We start from the raw sequence: 20882 nt of genomic DNA, 5'->3' as shown, positions 1-20882 counted from the left end.
GCTCATTGTCGGGCATCCGCGGCGGGCGCGGCCATGTCCGGGGTGCCCTTCGCGGCCTCGGCGGCCCGGGTGCCCGGCAGCAGGGCACCCGCCAGCAGCGCCGCCACGAGGGCGGCGATGCCGCACACCAGCAGGACGACGCCCATGCCGTGGACGTACGCGCCGTTCGCGGAGGCGGCCAGGTGGGCGGAGTGGGCCTTCCCTGCGACGATGTGCGCCGCAACCACGGAGTCCCCGGCGGCATCGGCGGCCTTCGCGGGCAGGCCGGTGACGTCGAGCCGGTCGCGGAAGGTGCCGGCGAGCAGGCTGCCGAGCAGGGCGATGCCGATCGCGGCGCCGACCTGGCGCAGCGTCATGAGCAGGCCCGAGCCGCTGCCGGCCCGGTCGCCGGGCAGGGTGCCGAGGGCGCCGTCCATCGCCGGGACGACGGAGAATCCGAAGCCGAACCCGGTGATCGCAAGCCACAGCGCGGTGAAGCCGTAGCCGGAGTCGACCGTCGTGCGGCTGCCGAGCAGCGCGGCGAAGGCCAGCACCACCAGGCCGGCACTCACCACCGCGCGCGGGCCGAACCGGGCGACCACCGGCTGTGCGCCCCGCGCGGCGACCATCAGCCCGCCCATCATCGGCAGCAGGCGCACACCGGTGCCGAGGGCGTCGTTGCCGAGGACCGCCTGGAGGTACGGGGGCAGCACGAACAGCAGACCCGACAGGACGAACATCACCAGGGTCGCGGCGAGTGTGTTGAACAGAAAGCCGCGGTGGGCCAGCAGGGTCATGTCGAGCATCGGCCGCTCGACCTTCCGCTCGCGCACCACCAGCGCGGTGATCAGGACGGTCGCCGCGCCGAACACGGCGAGGACCAGTGGGTCGGTCCAGCCGCGGCTCGGCGCCTCGATGATCGCGTAGATGAGGGCGCCGAGCCCGGTCGCGGTGAGCGCGGTGGACAGGGCGTCGACCTCGGGGGAGGAGGGGTCGGCGGTCTCGGGGAGCAGCAGGACGCAGGCGGCGATGCCGAGCGCGGCCATCGGGACGTTGACCAGGAAGACCGAGCCCCACCAGAAGTGGTCGAGCAGCCAGCCGCCGATGATCGGGCCGAGCGGCATGCCGAGCGCGGACGCGGCGGAGATGATGCCGACGGCCTTGGTGCGCTCGTCCGGGCCGAACAGCGAGGGCAGTACGGAGAGCGCGAGCGGAGTGATGAGCGCGCCGCCGATGCCCATGAAAGCGCGGGCCGCGACGACCCAGCTGACGTCCGTGGCCAGTGCGCCGACCAGTGAGCCGACGAGGAAGACCCCGAGCCCGGCGATGAGCATGCGCCGCCGCCCGAACCGGTCGCCGAGCAGCCCGGCCGGGAGCATCAGGGCCGCGAAGACGACGACGTAGGCGTCGGCCAGCCACTGCTGCTGGCCTGTGGTGGCGCCGAGTTCGCTCGCCATGGTCGGCAGCGCCACGTTGAGGATCGTCATGTCGAAGCCGAGCGTGAGCATGCTCGCGACCAGGGCCCCGAGGGCCCACCAGCGGCGTGCGTCGCGCCGCGTCTCGTCCGCCTGGGTGACAGTAGCCATGAAATGAGAGTAACTCTCAAAATCTAGTTGCTGTCAATAGAGATCTGCTCCTGGTGGATCGGGTCTGCTGTCGGCATACGAAGAACGGCCACGGCTGGAGAGCCGTGGCCGTGCACCCTGAAGGGGGGCGGTCATGCGTGCTGGTACGCCACCAGGGAGATCCCCACGTAGTGGACGACGAACGCCGCCAGCGTGAAGGAGTGGAAGACCTCGTGGAAGCCGAACCAGCGGGGTGACGGGTTGGGGCGCTTCATGCCGTAGATCACGCCGCCGGCGCTGTACAGCAGTCCGCCGACGATGACCAGCACCAGGACGGCGATGCCGCCGCTGCGCATGAAGTCGGGGAGGAAGAAGACCGCCGCCCAGCCCATCGCGATGTAGCAGGGCGTGTAGAGCCAGCGCGGGGCGCCGACCCAGAAGACCCGGAAGACGATCCCGGCCGCCGCGGCGGCCCAGATGCCCCACAGCAGCCACTGCCCCTTGGCGCCCGGCAGGAGCAGCAGGGTCAGCGGGGTGTACGTGCCCGCGATGATCATGAAGATGTTGGCGTGATCCAGCCTGCGCAGGATGCCGTCCATGCGCGGGCTCCAGTTGCCCCGGTGGTACAGCGCGCTCACGCCGAACAGCAGGCAGGCGGTCAGGACGTAGATGCCGCAGGCGATGCGTCCCCGGGTGGAGTCGGCGAGGGCGGTGAGGACCAGTCCGGCGACCAGGACGGCCGGAAACATCCCCAGGTGCAGCCAGCCGCGCAGCTTCGGCTTCAGCGGCTGGGTGAGGGCGTGGGCGATCTGGTGCGGAATCGAGGGCGCCGCGGGACCGCGGCCGGCGGCCGGCGTGTCCGTGGGCGCGTCGGATGCGGACGCAGTCATGCGCCGCATCGTACCTACGGAACCGTAAGTTACGGGCCGGTCGGCCGTGTTACCCGGCGAAGAGTGGCCATCCTCTCACGTCACGGCCGACGTGGCGATGCTCACCTGTGACGCCCTCTGGACATCTGCGCATTCAGGTCGGATGATCAAATGAGTGCGGTCGGCACCGAATGAGCGCCAGGGCACCCTCCGGCAAGCATTCGGGTCGCAGCCCCCACGGGGCCTCCAACAAAAAATCCCTCATCTAGGAGCAATCGTGGCGCGCGACATCGCGGCTCCCCCCGTCCCCACCTCCCACCAGGAACTGATCTCGTGGGTCAACGAGATCACCGAACTGACCCAGCCGGACAACGTGGTCTGGTGTGACGGATCCGAGGCCGAGTACGAGCGCCTGTGCGAGGAGCTCGTCGCGAAGGGCACCTTCACGAAGCTCGACCCCATCAAGCGCCCGAACTCCTACCACGCCGCCTCCGACCCCTCCGACGTCGCGCGCGTGGAGGACCGCACCTTCATCTGCTCCGAGAAGGAGGAGGACGCCGGCCCGACCAACCACTGGAAGGCCCCGTCCGAGATGCGGGACATCTTCCAGGGGGAGAAGGGCCTCTTCCGCGGCTCCATGCGGGGCCGCACCCTGTACGTCGTGCCCTTCTGCATGGGCCCGCTCGGCTCCCCGCTGTCCGCGATCGGCGTCGAGATCACCGACTCCGCCTACGTCGCCGTCTCGATGCGCACCATGACGCGCATGGGCCGGGCCGTCCTCGACGAGCTCGGTGACGAGGGCTTCTTCGTCAAGGCCGTGCACACCCTCGGCGCCCCCCTGGAGCCCGGCCAGCAGGACGTCCCCTGGCCCTGCAACCAGACCAAGTACATCTCCCACTTCCCGGAGACCCGCGAGATCTGGTCCTACGGCTCCGGCTACGGCGGCAACGCCCTGCTCGGCAAGAAGTGCTACGCCCTGCGCATCGCCTCCGTGATGGCCCGCGACGAGGGCTGGCTGGCCGAGCACATGCTCATCCTCAAGCTCACCCCGCCCACCGGTGCGCCCAAGTACGTGGCCGCGGCCTTCCCCAGCGCCTGTGGCAAGACCAACCTCGCCATGCTGGAGCCCACGATCTCCGGCTGGACGGTCGAGACCATCGGCGACGACATCGCCTGGATGCGGTTCGGCGAGGACGGCCGCCTGTACGCCATCAACCCCGAGGCCGGCTTCTTCGGCGTCGCGCCCGGCACCGGCGAGCACACCAACGCCAACGCGATGAAGACGCTGTGGGGCAACGCGGTCTTCACCAACGTCGCCCTCACCGACGACGGCGACGTGTGGTGGGAGGGCATGACCGAGGAGCCCCCGGCCCACCTGACGGACTGGAAGGGCAACGACTGGACGCCGGCGTCCGACACCCCGGCCGCCCACCCCAACGCCCGCTTCACCGTCCCCGCCTCGCAGTGCCCGATCATCGCGCCCGAGTGGGAGGACCCCAGGGGCGTGCCGATCTCCGCGATCCTCTTCGGCGGGCGCCGCGCCTCCGCCGTGCCGCTGGTGACGGAGTCCTTCGACTGGAACCACGGCGTCTTCCTCGGCGCCAACGTGGCCAGCGAGAAGACCGCCGCGGCCGAGGGCAAGGTCGGCGAGCTGCGCCGCGACCCGTTCGCGATGCTGCCGTTCTGCGGCTACAACATGGGCGACTACATGGCCCACTGGGTCGACGTGGCCAAGGACAAGGACCAGTCCGAGCTGCCGAAGATCTACTACGTCAACTGGTTCCGCAAGAACGACGTGGGCGCGTTCGTCTGGCCCGGCTTCGGTGAGAACTCCCGCGTCCTGAAGTGGGTCGTGGAGCGCCTGGAGGGCAGGGCCGAAGGCGTCGAGACGCCGATCGGCGTCCTGCCGACGCGCGACGCGCTCGACACGGACGGCCTCGACCTGGCCGACGCCGACCTCGACTTCCTCCTCACCGTCGACAAGGACATCTGGCGCGAGGAGGCCGCCCTGGTTCCCGAGCACCTCAACACCTTCGGCGACCACACGCCGAAGGAACTGTGGGACCAGTACCGCGCTCTGGTGGAGCGCCTGGGCTGACGCCCCCCACATACCCCCGCGGCCGGCCCCGATGGGAGCCCTGACCAGTGATCGTCACGGCCGGCCGCGGGCGGCGGCACTCCGTCACGAACCGTGGCCCCGCACAACGGCGTGCGGGGCCGTGCTGCCGCGCCCCGACGCAGCCGCCGCGGACGTCCCCACCGGCAACTCCCTTGTCGTTTCCCCTTGAACAAACGATCTTGACCCCTGTTTCATAGGCGCCACATGCGCCCCATCGCTCCCGGTGGGGCTCAACCAAGCCTGTGGGGGGCACAGTTGAACACCGCTCACCGTTCCGGACGCCTCGCGGCCACCTTCCTCGCCGCCGCACTCGCCGGGGCCGGCCTCACCCTCGCCGCCGCACCCGCGGCCCACGCCGCCGCGTCCGACGTCGTCGCCAAGCTGCCCATCACGTCGTACTCGGCGATGGCCGTCGACGACGCCCACCAGCGCGTGTACGTCGCCGACTCACACACGGGCAGCTACCTCTACAGCGGCACGATCGCCGTCTACACCTTCGGCGGCGAGCGCGTCACCACGATCTCCACCCAGAAACACGTCTCCGGCCTCGCGCTCAGCGCCGACGGCTCCACGCTCTACGCCGGGGAGCGGGAGGCGATCCGCCGATACGACACGACCACCTTCGAGCTGACCGGCAGCACCGCCGTCTCCACCGACACCTGCGGACGCAGCCTGGCCTTCTCCGGCGGCTTGATCTACTACACCACGCCGTACTCGTACTACACCTCGCAGTGCGACACGGCGCTGACCTTCCTGGACTCCGCCGCCGGCCGCACCAACTGGCAGGACTACGGCAAACTCCAGCTGGAGTCCGGCCCCGGCGACCGGATGCTGATGGGGCAGCCGCTCAACGCCCAGGCGCCGGACCCGTTCCTGACGGTGTTCGACACCAGCAGCGGCACCCCGGTCCGCAACGCGGCCCGCCGGTTCGCCGACGCCGACGGCAACGGCGCCCTGAACCTCAAGGACATGGCGTTCTCCGCCGACGGCAGCAAGGTCGCCGTCGCCGACGCCGACCACGGCACCCGGCTGCTGAACACCGGCGACCTGTCGGACGCGGCGACCGGCTACCCGGCCCTGCCGGACGGCGCCAGCGCCAGCGCGGTCGCCTTCGGCGGGGACGGCGCGTACGTCGCGCGCGGCGCCGCCGCCTCGGGCACCACCCCCGACCTGCTGATCCAGCCCGCCGACCCGGCCGACGCCACGCCTCCGCTGGAGTTCGCCTTCGAGGGCAGCCTCGACGGCGACCGCGTCGCCCCGCGGGGCCTGGAGTGGACGGCGGACGGCTCCCGGCTGTTCGCGGTCACCACCAACGCGGCCGGCAACCAGTTCTGGCTGCACGTCATCCAGCCCCCGGCCGCGCAGTACGACGTGCACTTCACCGGCGGCCTCACGCACAGCCCCGCCCAGGCGGTCGCCGGGGAACCGCTCGCCGTGCGCGGCACGCTGCAGTGGGACGGCCCGGCGCCCACCGAGCCACTGAAGGTGACGGCCACCCGCACCGACGCGAACGGCGCCCACGACCTGGGCACCTTCACCGTCCAGGACGACGGCGCCTTCACCGTCCTCGACCAGCCCGACCTGGTCGGCGACGCCACCTACACCGTCTCCTACCTCGGCGACCTCACCCACCGCCCCGCCGACGGCCTCACCGCCACCGTCTCCGTGGCGAAGGCACCCACGTCGATCGCGCTGAGCGCGCCGGCGGAGGCGACGTTCGACGGGGTGACGATCACCGGGACGTTCACCGCGCAGGGCAAGGCCCTGCCGGACCGCGCCACGCTGACGGTCGAGCGCACGGACCGCCTGGGCACCGGGGAGCTGACGTCGGTGACCGTGGCCGCCGACGGCACCTTCACCGTCCACGACATCCCGCGCACCCGCCGCGACGTGACCTACACGGTCAGCTGGCCCGGCGACGACCTGCACGAGGGGTCCACAGCCTCGGCGACGATCTCCATCAAGAACCACTGACCCGGCCGCTCCCGCCCGTCCCCGCGGCGACGGGCCCCTGAGGGGCGACCGGCTCCCACAACGCCACCGGGTCCCGTGCGCGGGCGCGGGGGGACCCGGTGGACGGGCGGGACGACGGGACGGGCGGTGACGCCCTGCGTGCGGGCTCGCGGCGCCCGAGGGGGGCCGACGGGGCCGTCGGTGCCCGTCGGCGCTCAGTGGCGGCTGACGGGGCGCAGGTGGGTGGCGCCCGGACCGCGCGTCGCTGTGGTGCGCGCGGTCCGGGGCCGTCCGGGGGGGCGCCGCCGAGGTCAGCGCGGCGCCAGCTCGCGTGGCTCCAGAGCCGCGGCGTGGGTGTCCATCTGCTGGGCGGCGAGGATCGCCGCCGCGGTGTCGGCGCGGGACGCCGCCACGACGAGCGCGCGGCCCGCGAGGGCGTGGGCACGCCGGTGCCGGGACGCGGCGTCGGGCCCGCCGGGCGCGGCGCCCGTGGCGCGGACCGGTGTCCGTCCGTCCCGCAGCCGTGTCACCTGCTCGGCGAGCCGTTCGGCCGCCGTGTCCAGGTCGGCGGAGGGGCTCAGTGCGCGCAGCTCGTCGGTGACGGCGAGCAGGGCCGCGAGATGGCCCGCGAGCTGGATGTCCAGTTCTTCCTCCCGCGACCGGTGGGGGAAGTCGGTGGTGGTGCCGGCCGTCATGCTGTGGACCGACTTGGTGCGGATCGGCTCATACATCGACGACCTCCGGCATCCTGGTGCTGTCAGGAAGCCATCCTAGCTTGGATTCGGTCTAAAGTTGAGTTGTCTGTAAAACCGAGGTCCCTACGGCTGGCCGTACCCGTCCAGGAAGCGTGCGATCCGCCCCATCGCGTCCCGCAGGTCCGTCACCGTCGGCAGGGTGACCACCCGGAAGTGGTCGGGCTCGGGCCAGTTGAAACCGGTGCCCTGGACGACCATGATCTTCTCCCGTCGCAGCAGATCCAGGACCAGCCGGCGGTCGTCCTTGATCTTGAACACCTTCGGATCCAGCCGCGGGAAGAGGTACAGCGCACCCCTCGGCCGGACACAGCTCACCCCCGGGATCTGGGTGAGCAGCTCGTAGGCGGTGTCCATCTGCTCCTTGAGCCGCCCGCCGGGCAGGACCAGGTCGTTGATCGTCTGCCGTCCGCTGAGCGCGGCGACGACGCCGTGCTGGCCCGGCATGTTCGCGCACAGGCGCATGTTCGCCAGGATCGTCAGGCCCTCGATGTAGGAGTCGGCGTGCGCGCGCGGCCCGGAGATCGACATCCAGCCCACCCGGTACCCGGCGACCCGGTAGGCCTTGGACATCCCGTTGAACGTGAGGGTCAGCAGGTCGGGGGCGACGGCTGCGGTCGGGGTATGCGTGGCGCCGTCGTAGAGGATCTTGTCGTAGATCTCGTCCGAGCAGACCAGCAGGTTGTGCCGGCGGGCGATGTCCGTCAGGCCCTTGAGCACCGTCTCGTCGTACACCGCACCCGTCGGGTTGTTCGGGTTGATGACGACGATGGCCTTGGTGCGGTCGGTGACCTTGCGCTCCACGTCCGCGAGGTCCGGCATCCAGTCGGACTGCTCGTCGCAGCGGTAGTGGACGGCCGTTCCGCCGGACAGGGACACCGCGGCCGTCCACAGCGGGTAGTCGGGCGCCGGTACGAGGACCTCGTCGCCGTCGTCGAGCAGGCCCTGCATCGCCATCACGATCAGCTCGGAGACGCCGTTGCCGATGAAGACGTGCTCGACGTCGGTCTCGATGCCGAGGGTCTGGTTGTGCATGACGACCGCGCGGCGGGCTGCGAGGAGGCCCTTGGCGTCGCCGTAGCCGTGCGCGGTGGAGACGTTGCGGAGGACGTCCTCAAGGATCTCCGGCGGGCACTCGAAGCCGAAGGCGGCCGGGTTTCCGGTGTTCAGCTTGAGGATGCGGTGGCCTGCCGCCTCGAGCCGCATGGCCTCCTCGAGCACCGGGCCCCGGATCTCGTAACAGACGTTGGCGAGCTTGGTCGACTGGATCACCTGCATGTCCAGGAGCTTACGGCTCGGTAACGCCTCGCGGGTCGTGTTTTCCGCCACGTGAGACGGGCGGTTTGGACTGTTATCTCCGGCGACTGTCTCTGGAGCCCCTCCCATCCCTACAATGCGCGGCCATGTCCAGTCCACCGCAGTACGAAAACGGGGCGTACGGTGCACATGTCGCGAACAATGCGACCGGCGCCCATGACGTCTACGGTTCGTATCCGGAACAGGGTGCCCCTCAGGCTCACCCGAACGTGTACCGCCCGCAGGCGCCGCAGTCGCCCGCCTACGACCAGTTCGTGGACCCGGCCGCCGCTCACGGCTGGCAGAACGCCTACGACGAGACCCAGCAGCTGCCCCAGATAACCCAGGCGCCTCAGGCGCCCCAGCTGCCCCACCCGCCCCAGGATGCGCCGCGTGGGAGGCATCGGGCGGGCGACCCGGCGGACTCGGCGAGTCCCCCGGACGCCCTGCCCGACGGTCACGGCCGCGCCCATCAGGAGCAGCACGGCCACCCGGGTCACCCGGGCCACGAGGTCCACCCGGGGTATGAGGGTCACCCCGCACATGACGGACATCCGGCGCCGCCGGGTCACCCAGGCCATGACGGCGTCGCCGACCACGACGGTCACGCCGGTCACCTCGGCCATGAAGGCGCCCCCGGCCCCGGCGGTCACCCCGACCCCGACAGCCACGGCGGTGGCGGGCCGGAGGGCGACCCGGAGGACGCGCTGCGCAACTACCCCGCGGGCCGCTGGTACGACGACGATTCCGTCTTCACCGACAACTCCGGGGGGCGTGAGCGCCTGCTGCGCCGCGTGGCGATCGGTGTCGGCGCGGCGGGCGTCCTGTTCATCGGCGCCGTCGTCGCCGGCGCGTTCGACTCCGGCTCCTCCGGCGGCCGGCTGCCCTGGGTGCAGGAGGAGCAGGGCGGCGGCGTGCCGGGCGCGCAGTCCGGCGCCCCGGTCTCGCCGTCCGACGGCGCCTCCGCTTCCACCGGTGATGCGCTGCCGTCCGCCGGTGCCTCCTCGTCCGCCGGGGCCTCCACCGGCCCGTCCGTGAGCCCGAGCGCCACGCAGAGTGCACCCGCGGCCGGTGGGGCGACCGCCGCGCAGCCCTCCGCGGCGCCCTCGACGACAGCTCCCGCCACCACGACGGATCCGGCGCGGGGGAACGCCGGTGACAAGCCCGGCCGCGGCCAGGGGGCGAGCAAGGGGCCCAAGTAGGCGAGGAGGGAAAGGCGGGCCGCCGTTCCCTCCGGACCGGCGGCCCGCACCTCGCCTCCCGCACCCCGCAGTGCTCCGGCGTGCCTTCCCGTCCGCCCGGCCGGTCCGCCCGCGCGTGGCGGGCTGCCGTCCGGGGCGCGGCGGCGGACCGCCGGGCCCCGTCGGCGCGCCACGTCCCCGGGGCGCGCCGTCGCGGCCCCGCCCGGTACGACCCGTGCCGGCCGGTGGTGCCGGGGCTCACGTGGCCGTCGGCGGCGATTCACGGGCGTCAAGGTTGCGGGACCGGGCCGTCCTCCGCCGCCGCGGCCCGGCGTACTCCTGCGTCGGGACCGGGCTCGTCGTCCGGCGCGGGCCCGAGGTGTCCAGCCGCAGCCACCGGGTCCGGGCGAGGGCGGTTCGAGCCACCCGTGGGCGCCGTCGCCGCGGTGCTCCGTGCGGTGTGTGAGGGTCGCCACCGCGCGGCGTCGTCGTCCGGTCGAGGGCCGCGGCCCTGCTCGGCGGCTCGCTGACTCCGGCGTGGGGCGCGGTGTCCGGTGGCGGGCGCGCCCCGTGGTGGAGCGCCTGATGAACCGTCGAGCGGCGGCCGAAAAGGCATCCTTGTCCCCACCCCTCACTGCGACAACAATGCTCATGACAAAAAAGCGGGCGGCCGGACGACCTCCGGCCGCCCCGTCGTACGAGGGGACCCCCACATGAACAAGCCTCTCCTTGCCGCGCTCGCCGCTCTGGTGATCACCGGGGCCGGTGCGGCACCCGCGATGGCCGCCCCCGAGCGGGCCGCCGCCCCGTCGGCGCCGACCGCGTCGACGGCGGCGCAGACGTCCACCGCATCGGCCGCCGGCGCGCCGACCCTCCGCGCCGTCGACTTCGCCGGGACCGTCGCGCTCAGCAACTGCTCCGGCTCCGTCATCCGCTTCCCCGACTCCGCCGACAACGCCCGGGCACTGGTGCTCACCAACGGCCACTGCCTGGAGACCGGCTTCCCCGAGCCCGGCGAGGTCGTCGTCGACCAGTCCTCCCGCCGTTCCTTCAGCCTGCTCAACTCCTCCGGCTACCGGATCGGGACCCTGCGCGCCGACAAGGTCGTCTACTCGACGATGACCGACACCGACGTCACGATCTACGAGACCACCCGCACCTACGCACAGATCCGATCGTGGTACGGGATCGAGGCGCTCACCGTCGCCGACACGCATCCGGTCGCGGGCACCGCCATCACCGTGGCCTCCGGCTACTGGCGGCGCCTGTACAACTGCAACATCGACGGCTTCGTCTACCGCCTCAAGGAGGGCGACTGGACCTGGAAGGACTCGGTCCGCTACACCTCGTCCTGCAACACCATCGGCGGCACCTCGGGCTCGCCCGTGATCGACCAGGCCACCGGCAAGGTCGTCGCCGTCAACAACACCGGCAACGAGGACGGCCAGACCTGCACCGTGAACAACCCGTGCGAGGTCGACGAGAACGGCAACGTGACCGTCCGCGAGGGCATCAACTACGCCGAGGAGACCTATCAGATCCCGGCCTGCTTCACGAGCGGGAACCGCCTCGACCTGAGCGCGAGCGGCTGCGTCCTGCCCAAGCCGTAGCGCGCCGTCACGGGGCGGGGGTCCTGCGGACCGCCCGCCCCGCCAGCACGTCCGTGCGCCGCCCGTCCTCGATCACGAACCGCCCGTCCACCAGCACGTGGGGGATGCCGGTCGGCAGCGTGCGGGGGTTGTCGTAGGTCGACCCCGCCGCCACCGTCACCGGATCGAACAGCACCAGGTCGGCGCGGTGGCCCTCGCGGATCCGCCCCCGGTCCGGCAGCCGCAGCCGGGCCGCCGGCCGGGCGGTGAGGTGGGCGACGCACTCCTCCAGCGACAGCACGCCCGACTCCCGCACGTAGTGGCCGAGATAGTGAGGGAAGGTGCCGTAGGCCCGCGGATGCGGCCTGCTGCCCCGGAGGATGCCGTCCGAACCGCCGGTGTGGACCCGGTGCCGCATGATCGCCCGGACGTTCTCCTCGTGGCCGACGTGCTGCAGCACCGTCGTGCCGAGCCGGTCCCGAAGAAGCAGCCGGCGGGCGACACCCCACGGTTTCTCGCCGGCGCGGCGGGCCGACTCCGCCACCGTACGGCCCGTGTACGCGGCCAGGGCGGGGTCGGCCACGCCGGAGACCTCGATGGTGTCCCACTCCACGGGCACGCCGTGGCAGCCGTCCGCCCCCGTGACCTCCAGGTCGTACCGGATCCGTTCGGCCGTCCCCTCGTCGGCGAGCCGGGCGAGGACCGCCTCCGGCCCGCCCTCGCCCGCCCAACTCGGCAGCAGGGCCGCGAGCGTCGTGCAGCCGGGCGTGTAGGGGTAGGTGTCGAGAGTGATGTCGGCGCCCGCGTCGAGGGCGTCGTCCAGGAGGGCCAGCAGCTCGGGTGCCCGGCCCCTGTTCACGCCGAAGTTCAAGGTGGCGTGCGCCAGATGGAGGGCGCAGCCGGCCGTCCGGGTCAGCTCGACCACGTCCGCGTACGCCTGGAGCGCGCCGGCGCCGTAGGAGCGGTGGTGGGGGCAGTAGTAGCCGTCGTACCGTGCCACCACCCGGCACAACTCGGTGAGTTCGGCGTCGTCGGCGTACATCCCCGGGGTGTAGGTGAGTCCGGAGGACAGGCCCATCGCACCCTGCTCCAGCCCCTCGGCGACCAGCTCCCGCATCCGGTCCAGCTCGCCGGCGGTGGCCCTCCGGTCCTCCCAGCCGACGACGAGGGCCCGCACCGTGCCCTGGGGCACGAGACAGGCGGCGTTGACGGCGATGCCCCGCCCGCCGAAGCCGTGGTCCAGCCGGTCGAGGTACTCGCCGACCGACCGCCAGTCCGGGTCGACGTCGTCGCCGGGTCCGTTCCAGCCGGTGATCGCCCGGCGCACCTCCTCCCGGGTGCGGTCGTCGACCGGGGCGTACGACAGCCCGTCCTGGCCGAGGACCTCCAGCGTCACGCCCTGCGCGGCCTTGGCGCTGTGGTCGGGGTCGGCGAGCAGGGCCAGGTCGCTGTGCGCGTGCATGTCGATGAAACCGGGGGAGAGGACCAGTCCCTCGGCGTCCAGCTCCCGCGCGGCCCTCGGCCGCAGGCAGCCCGAGGCGGCGGCCTCCTTGACGACCGACACGATCCGCCCGCCGTCGACGACGACGTCCGCCCGGTACGACGGTTCCCCGCTGCCGTCGACGACGTCGGCGTCCCGGATGACGAGGTCGTCCATCACGGCCCCCTAGAAGAACGTGCGGACGTAGTCGACGACGGTGCCGTCGGCCTCGGCGACCGGGATGAGCGGCCACTTGTCGAAGGACGTGCACGGGTGGGACAGCCCGAGCCCCACCCAGTCGCCGACCTCCGGACCGGCGCCGGGCTCGGTGCGCAGCCAGGCGTGCTGGTCGGACAGGGCGGTCACCGCGACACCGGTGGCGGGGCGCTCGCCGGTGCCGTCCAGGGGCCGCACCACCTGCGCGGTGGGCAGGTCCAGGTCGTGGGCGGCGTCCCGCTTGCCCGCGTTGACGAACGCCTGGGTGGCCGACGGCCGCGAGACGACCTGCGCCCACAGCCGGAACGCGGGCTCCAGCGCGCCCTCCTCGGGGATCCGGTTGAACGGGGTGAGCCGACGGTAGTGGCCGTCGTCGTGCGAGACGTAGGCACCGGAGCGCAGCAGCTTCAGCACCGGCCGGGACAGCTCCGGCAGCTCGGCGAACACCTCGGCGACCGTGTCGAACCAGGCGCTGCCGCCCGCACTGACAATGATCTCCCCGACCTCTGCCCCGGCGAACCGGCCGGACCCGTCGAGGGCGGCGGCGAGCGCGACGAGCCGCCGCAGCCAGGCCCGTACCCGCTCCGGGGTGGCCTGCGGGACCTCCCCCTCGTACCCCGCCACCCCGACGAGCCGCAGGGTGCGGGTGCGGGCGACGGCGTCGGCCACCTCCATCGCCTCCTTCTCGGTCCGCACCCCGGTGCGTGCCTCGTCGCCGGCGGCGAGCTCCACGACGACGTCGAGGGGCCGGGCGGCACCGGCGAGCGCGGCGTCCATCTGCTCCACACCGCGCACGGAGTCGACGTAGCAGACGATCCGGACCTCGGGGTCGGCGTCGAGCTCGGCGGACATCCAGCGCAGCGCCGGCCCGTCGACGACCTCGTTGGCGAGGAAGATCCTCCTGATGCCGAAGGCCCGCGCGACACGCACCTGGTGCGGCACCGCGAGCGTGATGCCCCACGCCCCCCGGTCGATCTGACGCCGGAAGAGCTGCGGGGCCATCGATGTCTTGCCGTGCGGCGCGAAGGCGAGGCCGTGCCGTTCGGTGTACGTCTCCATCAGCCGCAGGTTGTGCTCCAGGCGTTCCGCCGACAGGGCGAGCACCGGCGTGGTGAAGCCGCCGGTGAACAGGTTGCGGCGCTGGGCGGCCAGCTCGCCCACGGTGAGGCCGTCGGCGTCCGGGGGCAGGCCCTTGAACCGGTGGTCGACCCGCTCGTCCGCGAGCCGTGCCAGGGCGTCCGAGGGACCGTCGGCTGCCATAAGAGCCTCCCAGATCAGGCCCGTTGCACTCTGTGCAACAGGCGTTGCGTATCACGCTCAGCGCTGTCTAACATCTCGGCCGACGCGGGGTCAACGCGGCCCCCACCGCCCGCATCCCCACCGAGGAGCCACGACGATCGTGACCGGCACCGGGGCCCACCGGACCCCCGACACGGACGGCGCCGAACACGTCCGCCGCGAAGACGGCGGCGGCGACGTCCGCGGCGGCGCGGGCGCCTCCGGCGGGTCGGGCGACCCGGGAGGTCCCCCCGAGCCGGGCGGCTCCCCGACTTCAGCCGCAGCTCCGGCCGCGGCCGGAGTGGTGGCCGAAGTCGCCGACGTCGTCGCGCTCGGCGAGTCCATGGTCACGTTCCTGCCCACCCGCCCCGGCCGCCTCGCCGACGTGCCGTCCTTCGAACGGGCCGTCGGCGGCGCCGAGTCCAACGTGGCGTGCATGCTGGCCGCCGCCGGGCACACGGTGCGATGGGTCAGCCGCGTGGGCGCGGACGGCTTCGGCGACCACCTCCTCGACACGATCGCCGCCCACGGCGTCGACGTCACCGCCGTCCCACGGGACGCCCGGCGCCCCACCGGCGTCTACTTCCGGACAGCGGGGGAACGGGGCACCGCCGCCCACGAGGTCGCCTACTACCGCGCCGGTTCGGCCGCCTCCGCGATGAGCTCCCGCACCGTCGACGCCACGGCGGTCCGGTCCACCCGGATCCTGCACCTGACGGGCATCACGGCGGCCCTGTCGGCACCGTGCCTGGAACTGCTGCGCGACCTGACGCGGCCCCGGCCGGGACGCCCCCTGGTGTCCTTCGACGTCAACCACCGGCCCGAGCTGTGGCGCGAGGGCGACGGGGCGCGCGTACTGCTGGAACTGGCGCGTGCGGCGGACATCGTCTTCGTGGGCGCCGACGAGGCCGGCGCCGCCTGGGGCCTGCACGGAAGCCGCGCCGTGGCCGAGGCCCTCCCGCAACCGCGGACCGTGGTCGTCAAACTGGGCAGAGGCGGCGCGATCGCGTTCGACCGGCACCCCGGCACGGCGGCGGACGCCGACGGCACCGCCACTGCGGAGGCCACTGCGGAGACCACTCCGGAACGGCCACCGCACGTCCGGGTCGTCGCGGCCGCCGGCGCCGGGGACGCCTTCGCCGCCGGTTTCCTCTCGGCGGCCCTGCGCGGCCTGCCCCCGCGGCAGCGGCTCCGCCACGGCCATCTCTGGGCCGCCGCCGCCCTCACCGCCCCCGGCGACCTCGCCGCACCGCCCGCCCGTGACCGTGCCGATCGCCTCGCAGCGCTCGACGACACCGCGTGGGGGACACTGCGACTCGGCCCCGGCTGGACGCACGACCCGGGACCCCAGGAGGAGGCACGCACCCCATGAGCCAGACCGTCGACCGCGCCCTGAGCATCCTGCCGCTGCTCGCCGAGGGCCCCGCCGACCTCGGGCAGGTCGCCGACCGCCTCGGCGTCCACAAGTCCACGGCGCTGCGCCTGCTGCGCACCCTCCTCGAACACGGCCTCGTCTACCGCCAGTCCGACCAGCGCTACCGCCTCGGCGCCCGGCTGTTCGCCCTCGCCCAGGAGGCGATGGAGAGCCTCGACATCCGCGAGATCGCCCACCCGCACCTCGTACGCCTCAACCAGCAGTGCGGCCACACCGTCCACCTCGCCGTCCACGAGGAGGACGAGGTCCTCTACATCGACAAGGTGGACAGCCGCTACCCGGTCCGCATGTACTCGCGGATCGGCCGGCCGGTGGCCGTCACGGTCGCCGCCGTGGCCAAGGTGCTCCTCGCCGACCTGCCCGAGCCCGAGCGCCGCGCCGTCGCGGAGAAGCTCGACTATCCCCCCTACACGCCCCGTTCGACCCCTCATGCCTCCGCGTTCCTCGACGAGCTGGCGGCGGTGCGGGAGCAGGGCTGGGCCGCCGACCTCGGCGGCCACGAGGAGTCCGTCAACTGCGTCGCCGCCCCCGTCCGCGGCGCCGACGGCCGGGTGGCCGCCGCGATGTCGGTGTCCGCCCCCAACGTCGTCGTCACCGCGGAGGAACTCCTCACCCTGCTCCCACTGGTGCGCTCCACCGCAAACGCGATCAGCGGCGAGTACTCCGGCAGAACACCGGTCGAGAAAGCCACGGCATGACGCAGAAGACCGCGCTCACCCCCGCGACCCACACCACTCCGTCCGCCCGGTTCTCGCGCAGCGTGCGGAAGGGAGACATCCTCCAGGTCGCCGGACAGGTCGGCTTCCTTCCCGCCGAGCAGTGCCGGCCCCCGACGCCGGCCGGTCCCACCCTGCGCGAGCAGACCCGGCAGACCCTCGCCGACGCCGAGGCGATCCTCGAAGAGGGCGGCGCCGGCTGGGACGACGTGATGATGATCCGCGTCCACCTCACCGACACGGACCACTTCGCCGAGATGAACGACATCTACGACGTCTGCTTCGACGCCCAGTACCTCACCCGGCCGCCCGCTGCCCGCTGCCCGCTGCCCGCTGCCCGCACGACCGTCCACGTCGGCCTCCCGGCCGGACTCCTCGTCGCGATCGACGCGCTCGCGGTCCTGGACCGAGCCCGCCCCGGGCACCGTTCGCTGGAGGAGTCTTATAACGAAGTAGGGGGCTGACTGTGTGCGGCACAGGATCGTCGACCATACTGCCCGCTGTGGAGCAGCGCATAGGTTCGAGCAGCCAGCCCCTTGAGGCCGAGCCCGTCACGGGCGCCGGATTCGACCCGGCCTTCATCCCCGGGCTCACCACGCCCGCGTCCGCGGCCCCGGACGACTCCGGGAACGCCGCCGACGTCGAGGACGTCGAGGACGCCGCACCGGAGGAATCCGCGACCGCGGAGCCGTCGGGCCCGTCCGACGACGGCGGCGGGGAGCCCGCCGACGACGCGGCCGGGTCGACCGCCGATTCCGGGGACGAGGCCTCCGACGGGCCGGTCTTCGAGGCCGCCGACCGCCGCGCGCGGATCGTCGCCGACCGGAACGGCGTGGCGCTCGCCCTCGACGACCAGGCGTGCGAGTTCCGCTGGGACGAGATCGGCGCGATCGAGACGGCGACCGCCCGCTTCGGCAAGCGGTTCACCGTCACCGTGCACACCCCCGACCGCCGCTGGTTCCCGATCGAGGTCGAGGCCAAGTCGCGGTCGGAGTTCCCCGAGTGGGAGAGCCGGCTGGACGCCGTCCTCGACGCCTACTTCGAGGACGAGGCCGCCGCCGACGGCACGACCGGTGCCGGGGACGAGGCCGCCACCGAGGCCGACGGCACCGAGTCGGCCGACGCGGACACCGGGAACGCGGCCGACGGCGGCACCGGCACCGAGAGCGCGTCCGGCACCGATGCCGACCGAGCGGCCGGCGCCGGGAAGGCGACGGGTTCCGAGGGCACCGACTGAGCGCACCTCCGGTCGGCCGCACGGCCGCGCCCCTCACGGCGGCGCGGCCCCCGCGGACCGGTGGGGCCCCGCGGACCGGTGGGGCCCCGCGGACCGGTGGGGCCCCGTGTACCGGTGGGGCCCTGTGGACCGGGACGGGCCCGGCGACCGGCGTGGTGGACGCCGGTTCGGCGAACGGAAACCCGTCCGCCCGGATGGTCCGCACGAGTTGCTCCTCGCGGCATTCGTGGCGTTCGCCGCATGCCCCCTTGTGGTGCCCCGGGCGGTCCGCTTTCTTGACCTGCATGGCCGACACCACGGGAAGCACCACAGCGGCAGGCGCCACGGCACCCGCATCCGACTCCGCGTTACGCAGGGCGCGTTGGCGGCACATCGGTCCCGGTGTCGTCGTCGCCGCGACCGGCGTGGGCGCCGGCGACCTCGTCGCCACGCTCATCGCCGGCAGCACCTTCGGCTACACCCTCCTGTGGGCCGCGGTCGTCGGCTGCCTGGTGAAGATCTCCCTCGCCGAGGCGGCCGGCCGCTGGCACCTGTCCACCGGCCGCACCCTCTTCGACGGCTGGGCGAGCCTGGGCCGCTGGACCACGTGGTTCTTCGCCGTCTACGTCGTCGTCTGGGGCTTCGTCTACGGTGCGGCGGCGATGTCGTCCAGTGCCCTGCCGCTGCAGGCGCTGTTCCCCGGCGTGATGGACCTGAAGTGGTGGGGGATCGCCTGCGGGCTCACCGGCCTGGTGTTCGTCTGGTTCAACAAGTACGCCGTCTTCGAGAAGGTCATGACGCTGCTGGTCGGCGTCATGTTCGTGGTGACGGTCCACCTGGCCGTCCGGGTCTCCCCCCATCTCGGCGAGGCGCTCACCGGGCTGCTGCCCGTCCTGCCCGACGAGAAGGACTCCGTCCTCAACACCCTCGGCCTGATCGGCGGCGTCGGCGGGACCGTCACCCTCGCCGCCTACGGCTACTGGGTCAACGCGAAGGGCTGGACGGGCGCCGGCTGGATGAAGGTCATGCGGCTGGACAACCGCGTCGCCTACGCCACGACCGGCGTGTTCGTGGTGGCGATGCTCCTCGTGGGTGCCGAACTGCTGCACTCCGCGCACATCGCCCTCGCCGGAGGAGGAAAGGGCCTGATCCAGCTGGGAGACGTCCTGGAGGACGCGTACGGCACAACGACGGCCAGGCTCTTCCTCATCGGCTTCTTCGCCACGTCCTTCACCTCCCTCATCGGCGTCTGGCACGGGGTCAGCCTGATGTTCGCCGACTTCGTCACCCGCTACCCGCGCCGCGGCGCCCCCGGCGGGGACGGCGAGCCGCACGGGCGGGACGGGAAGCCGGGACACACGGAGCGCGCGGGACACGGCGAGCGTCCGGGGCGACCGGGGCATGCCGAGCGTGCGGGGCGGCCGGGGCGCACCGGACGGGGCGGGCCCGGCGCATCGGAGGGCGGGACGGCAGCCGCGGGCGGGCGCGAACGCTCCTGGCCGTTCAGGGCCTACCTGCTGTGGCTGACCTTCCCACCCGTCGTGCTCCTCTTCCAGGGCCGGCCCTTCCGCCTGGTCATCCTCTACGGCGTGCTCGGCGCGGCCTTCCTGCCCTTTCTGGCCGGGACCCTGATGTGGCTGCTCAACTCCGCCCGGACACCGCGCCGATGGCGCAACGGACCGCTCAGCAACGCGATGCTCGCCCTCGCCGGGCTGCTGTTCCTGGTGCTGTGCGTCAAGCAGATCCTGGACCAGCCGTGGTCGGACTTCTTCTGAGCCGGCGCACCGCACGGCTCTAGTTCGTGCCCTGCGCCCGGAACCAGTGGGTGCTCAGGGCCATCTCGCGCAGCTGCGCGATGGTGAGCGCCGGTGTCGGGCGGGTGGCGGCGTCACGCTGCGTACCGGAGTTGAAGGCGCTGATCACCACGCGCCGTCCGTCCGGCCGCATGGTGTCGACGGTCCACATGACGCTTCCCGCGGCGCTCTTCTCCCCGGGGCCCTGGTGGACGGCGACCCGGGTGCCGTCGGAGAGCGTCTCGGAGCCGGAGCCGAAGAGTTCACCCGCGACGTCCAGCATGTTGGGCTGCACATTGACCTGGACCAGGCTCTTGCCCTTGCCGTCGTCGACGACCGCGTACGCGAATCCGCTGTCGTCACCACTGCTCTTGCCCACCACGTCCAGGCCCTCGGGCAGCAACTGGAGCAGCGTCGCCCGGGCGTGGACGTCGAGCTTCGGGGTCTGTGAACCGGGATTCGGCGTCTCCCGCGGAGGTTCGGGAACGGCGGCGGCGACGGTGCGCCACTCCTGGGCCGAGGCGAGCCGCGTCAGCTGCTCGGGGTCGAGCGGTGGTTCGGGCCGGCTGATCGGCGAGTCCTTCTCGCCGGCGGCGTTCCACTCCATCACCGACACCTGCTCGCCCTTCGGGGTGAGCAGTTCGGCCCGCCAGAGCTTGGTGTCCACCCGCCGGTCCGGGTACTCGTACCCCTGGAGGACCGTGATCACGGAGCCGTCGTCGAGCCGCTTCGTCGTGCAGGCGTCGTACGGGACGAACACCTTGTCCGGGCACCGGGACGCCTCCTGGGCCTCCTGCGTGCCCGGCTGCACCCTGCTCACCGAGAGGGACACGGCCCCGGGGCCCTTGCCGTCGTCGAAGACGACCGACGCGTAGGGCGCGGCGATCTGCCGGCTGCTGTCCTGCTCGGTTCCGCGGCCGGCCTCCTGACTGAACGTGCCCTTCGGCATCAGCTTCTTCAGGGTCTCGATCATCTGCTGCGCGGACACCGGATCCGCCGGGGCCGACGGCGAGGCGGACGGCTTCGGGGCGGCTCCCACGGCGGTGGCTCGGGACGGGGGAGCCGAACCGCCCCACGGCACCAGCAGGGCCCCGCCCACCGCCGCGAGCGCCACGCTCGCGGCGCCGCCCAGGACGGCGGCCCGGCGCTGCAGGCGCAGCCGCCGCCCGCGCGCCGCACCGGCGGCGGCGAGGGCGGCGCGGTTGGTGTCGAAGGTGCCGCCCGCCTGGTGGAGGGCGGCGGACAGCCGGTCCTCGAACGGATCGGTCTGCGAGGCGTCGAAGGGGTCGCTGTGCTGGTCGACGGGCATGGTGGGCCACCGTTTCACGAGGTCGAAGAGGCTTGAGGAACGCAGCGGGGAGGTGCGGCGGGGCGGGCGGCAGGAGAGGGGGTGCCGGGGACACCGTGGCGGGGGCCGGGAGGCAGAGCGGTTCTCCGGCTGCGGC

Annotated in this window: 16 protein-coding genes; 9 read left to right on the top strand and 7 right to left on the bottom strand. The window is 72.9% G+C overall.

Going from position 1 to position 20882, the window contains the following annotated elements; translation table 11 throughout:
• Window positions 1–2: 2 nt before the first annotated feature.
• Together JS756_RS14675 and trhA are read right to left on the bottom strand one after the other, a co-directional pair.
• Window positions 3–1565 carry a DHA2 family efflux MFS transporter permease subunit gene (locus JS756_RS14675; protein WP_205383534.1) on the bottom strand — a complete coding sequence of 521 codons (1563 nt, stop codon included), beginning with the start codon at window positions 1563–1565 and terminating at the stop codon, window positions 3–5.
• A gap of 131 nt (window positions 1566–1696) precedes the next feature.
• Window positions 1697–2434 carry a PAQR family membrane homeostasis protein TrhA gene (gene trhA / locus JS756_RS14670; protein ID WP_205383533.1) on the bottom strand — a complete coding sequence of 246 codons (738 nt, stop codon included), beginning with the start codon at window positions 2432–2434 and terminating at the stop codon, window positions 1697–1699.
• A 256-nt stretch (window positions 2435–2690) separates the two neighbouring features.
• Here trhA and JS756_RS14665 point away from each other — a divergent pair, with 256 nt between their 5' ends.
• Both JS756_RS14665 and JS756_RS14660 read left to right on the top strand, forming a co-directional pair.
• A complete protein-coding gene (locus tag JS756_RS14665; protein ID WP_205383532.1) occupies window positions 2691–4511 on the top strand; it encodes a phosphoenolpyruvate carboxykinase (GTP) in 1821 nt (606 codons plus the stop codon).
• A 276-nt stretch (window positions 4512–4787) separates the two neighbouring features.
• Window positions 4788–6506 carry a YncE family protein gene (locus tag JS756_RS14660; RefSeq protein WP_205383531.1) on the top strand — a complete coding sequence of 573 codons (1719 nt, stop codon included), beginning with the start codon at window positions 4788–4790 and terminating at the stop codon, window positions 6504–6506.
• A gap of 290 nt (window positions 6507–6796) precedes the next feature.
• On the opposite strand, the gene JS756_RS14655 is transcribed toward JS756_RS14660, so the two are convergent.
• Window positions 6797–7216 carry an SCO4983 family protein gene (locus tag JS756_RS14655; protein WP_205383530.1) on the bottom strand — a complete coding sequence of 140 codons (420 nt, stop codon included), beginning with the start codon at window positions 7214–7216 and terminating at the stop codon, window positions 6797–6799.
• Window positions 7217–7303: 87 nt separating this feature from the next.
• The gene (locus JS756_RS14650) at window positions 7304–8515 is read right to left on the bottom strand and encodes a pyridoxal phosphate-dependent aminotransferase (protein WP_205383529.1); all 1212 of its coding nucleotides are present in this window, start codon (window positions 8513–8515) and stop codon (window positions 7304–7306) included.
• Window positions 8516–8640: 125 nt separating this feature from the next.
• Between JS756_RS14650 and JS756_RS14645 the strand changes: the two genes are divergently transcribed.
• The gene (locus tag JS756_RS14645) at window positions 8641–9735 is read left to right on the top strand and encodes a chromosomal replication initiator protein DnaA (RefSeq protein WP_205383528.1); all 1095 of its coding nucleotides are present in this window, start codon (window positions 8641–8643) and stop codon (window positions 9733–9735) included.
• Between the two features lie 692 nt (window positions 9736–10427).
• Window positions 10428–11324 (top strand): S1 family peptidase, encoded by an 897-nt coding sequence (locus JS756_RS14640; RefSeq protein ID WP_205383527.1) that lies wholly within the window; start codon window positions 10428–10430, stop codon window positions 11322–11324.
• Window positions 11325–11331: 7 nt separating this feature from the next.
• Here JS756_RS14640 and JS756_RS14635 read toward each other — a convergent pair whose 3' ends face one another.
• Complete coding sequence (locus JS756_RS14635; RefSeq protein ID WP_205383526.1) at window positions 11332–12960, bottom strand: N-acyl-D-amino-acid deacylase family protein; 1629 nt, start codon at window positions 12958–12960, stop codon at window positions 11332–11334.
• A 9-nt stretch (window positions 12961–12969) separates the two neighbouring features.
• Window positions 12970–14259 carry an amino acid deaminase gene (locus tag JS756_RS14630; RefSeq protein WP_205383525.1) on the bottom strand — a complete coding sequence of 430 codons (1290 nt, stop codon included), beginning with the start codon at window positions 14257–14259 and terminating at the stop codon, window positions 12970–12972.
• A gap of 319 nt (window positions 14260–14578) precedes the next feature.
• On the opposite strand from JS756_RS14630, the gene JS756_RS14625 reads away from it, so the two are divergent.
• The 5 genes from JS756_RS14625 to JS756_RS14605 all read left to right on the top strand — a co-directional run bounded on the left by JS756_RS14625 (window position 14579) and on the right by JS756_RS14605 (window position 19419).
• Window positions 14579–15649 (top strand): sugar kinase, encoded by a 1071-nt coding sequence (locus JS756_RS14625; protein WP_307790659.1) that lies wholly within the window; start codon window positions 14579–14581, stop codon window positions 15647–15649.
• Window positions 15646–16410 carry an IclR family transcriptional regulator gene (locus JS756_RS14620; protein ID WP_205383523.1) on the top strand — a complete coding sequence of 255 codons (765 nt, stop codon included), beginning with the start codon at window positions 15646–15648 and terminating at the stop codon, window positions 16408–16410. The genes JS756_RS14625 and JS756_RS14620 overlap by 4 nt, the downstream gene beginning before the upstream one ends.
• Window positions 16407–16892, top strand: a complete 486-nt coding sequence (locus JS756_RS14615; protein WP_205383522.1) for a RidA family protein — start codon at window positions 16407–16409, stop codon at window positions 16890–16892. Before JS756_RS14620 ends, JS756_RS14615 begins: the two co-directional genes overlap by 4 nt.
• A gap of 38 nt (window positions 16893–16930) precedes the next feature.
• Entirely contained in the window at window positions 16931–17665 is a 735-nt protein-coding gene (locus JS756_RS14610; RefSeq protein WP_205383521.1) for a hypothetical protein, read from the top strand.
• A 284-nt stretch (window positions 17666–17949) separates the two neighbouring features.
• Complete coding sequence (locus JS756_RS14605) at window positions 17950–19419, top strand: Nramp family divalent metal transporter (RefSeq protein WP_205383520.1); 1470 nt, start codon at window positions 17950–17952, stop codon at window positions 19417–19419.
• 19 nt (window positions 19420–19438) lie between these two features.
• On the opposite strand, the gene JS756_RS14600 is transcribed toward JS756_RS14605, so the two are convergent.
• Window positions 19439–20746 (bottom strand): hypothetical protein, encoded by a 1308-nt coding sequence (locus JS756_RS14600; protein WP_205383519.1) that lies wholly within the window; start codon window positions 20744–20746, stop codon window positions 19439–19441.
• Between the last annotated feature and the right edge of the window lie 136 nt (window positions 20747–20882).

This window comes from Streptomyces actuosus (genome assembly GCF_016921115.1).
GTDB classification, from domain to species: domain Bacteria; phylum Actinomycetota; class Actinomycetes; order Streptomycetales; family Streptomycetaceae; genus Streptomyces; species Streptomyces actuosus_A.
Note: the sequence above shows the minus strand (reverse complement) of the source record. Positions and strands in the feature narration are given on the sequence as shown.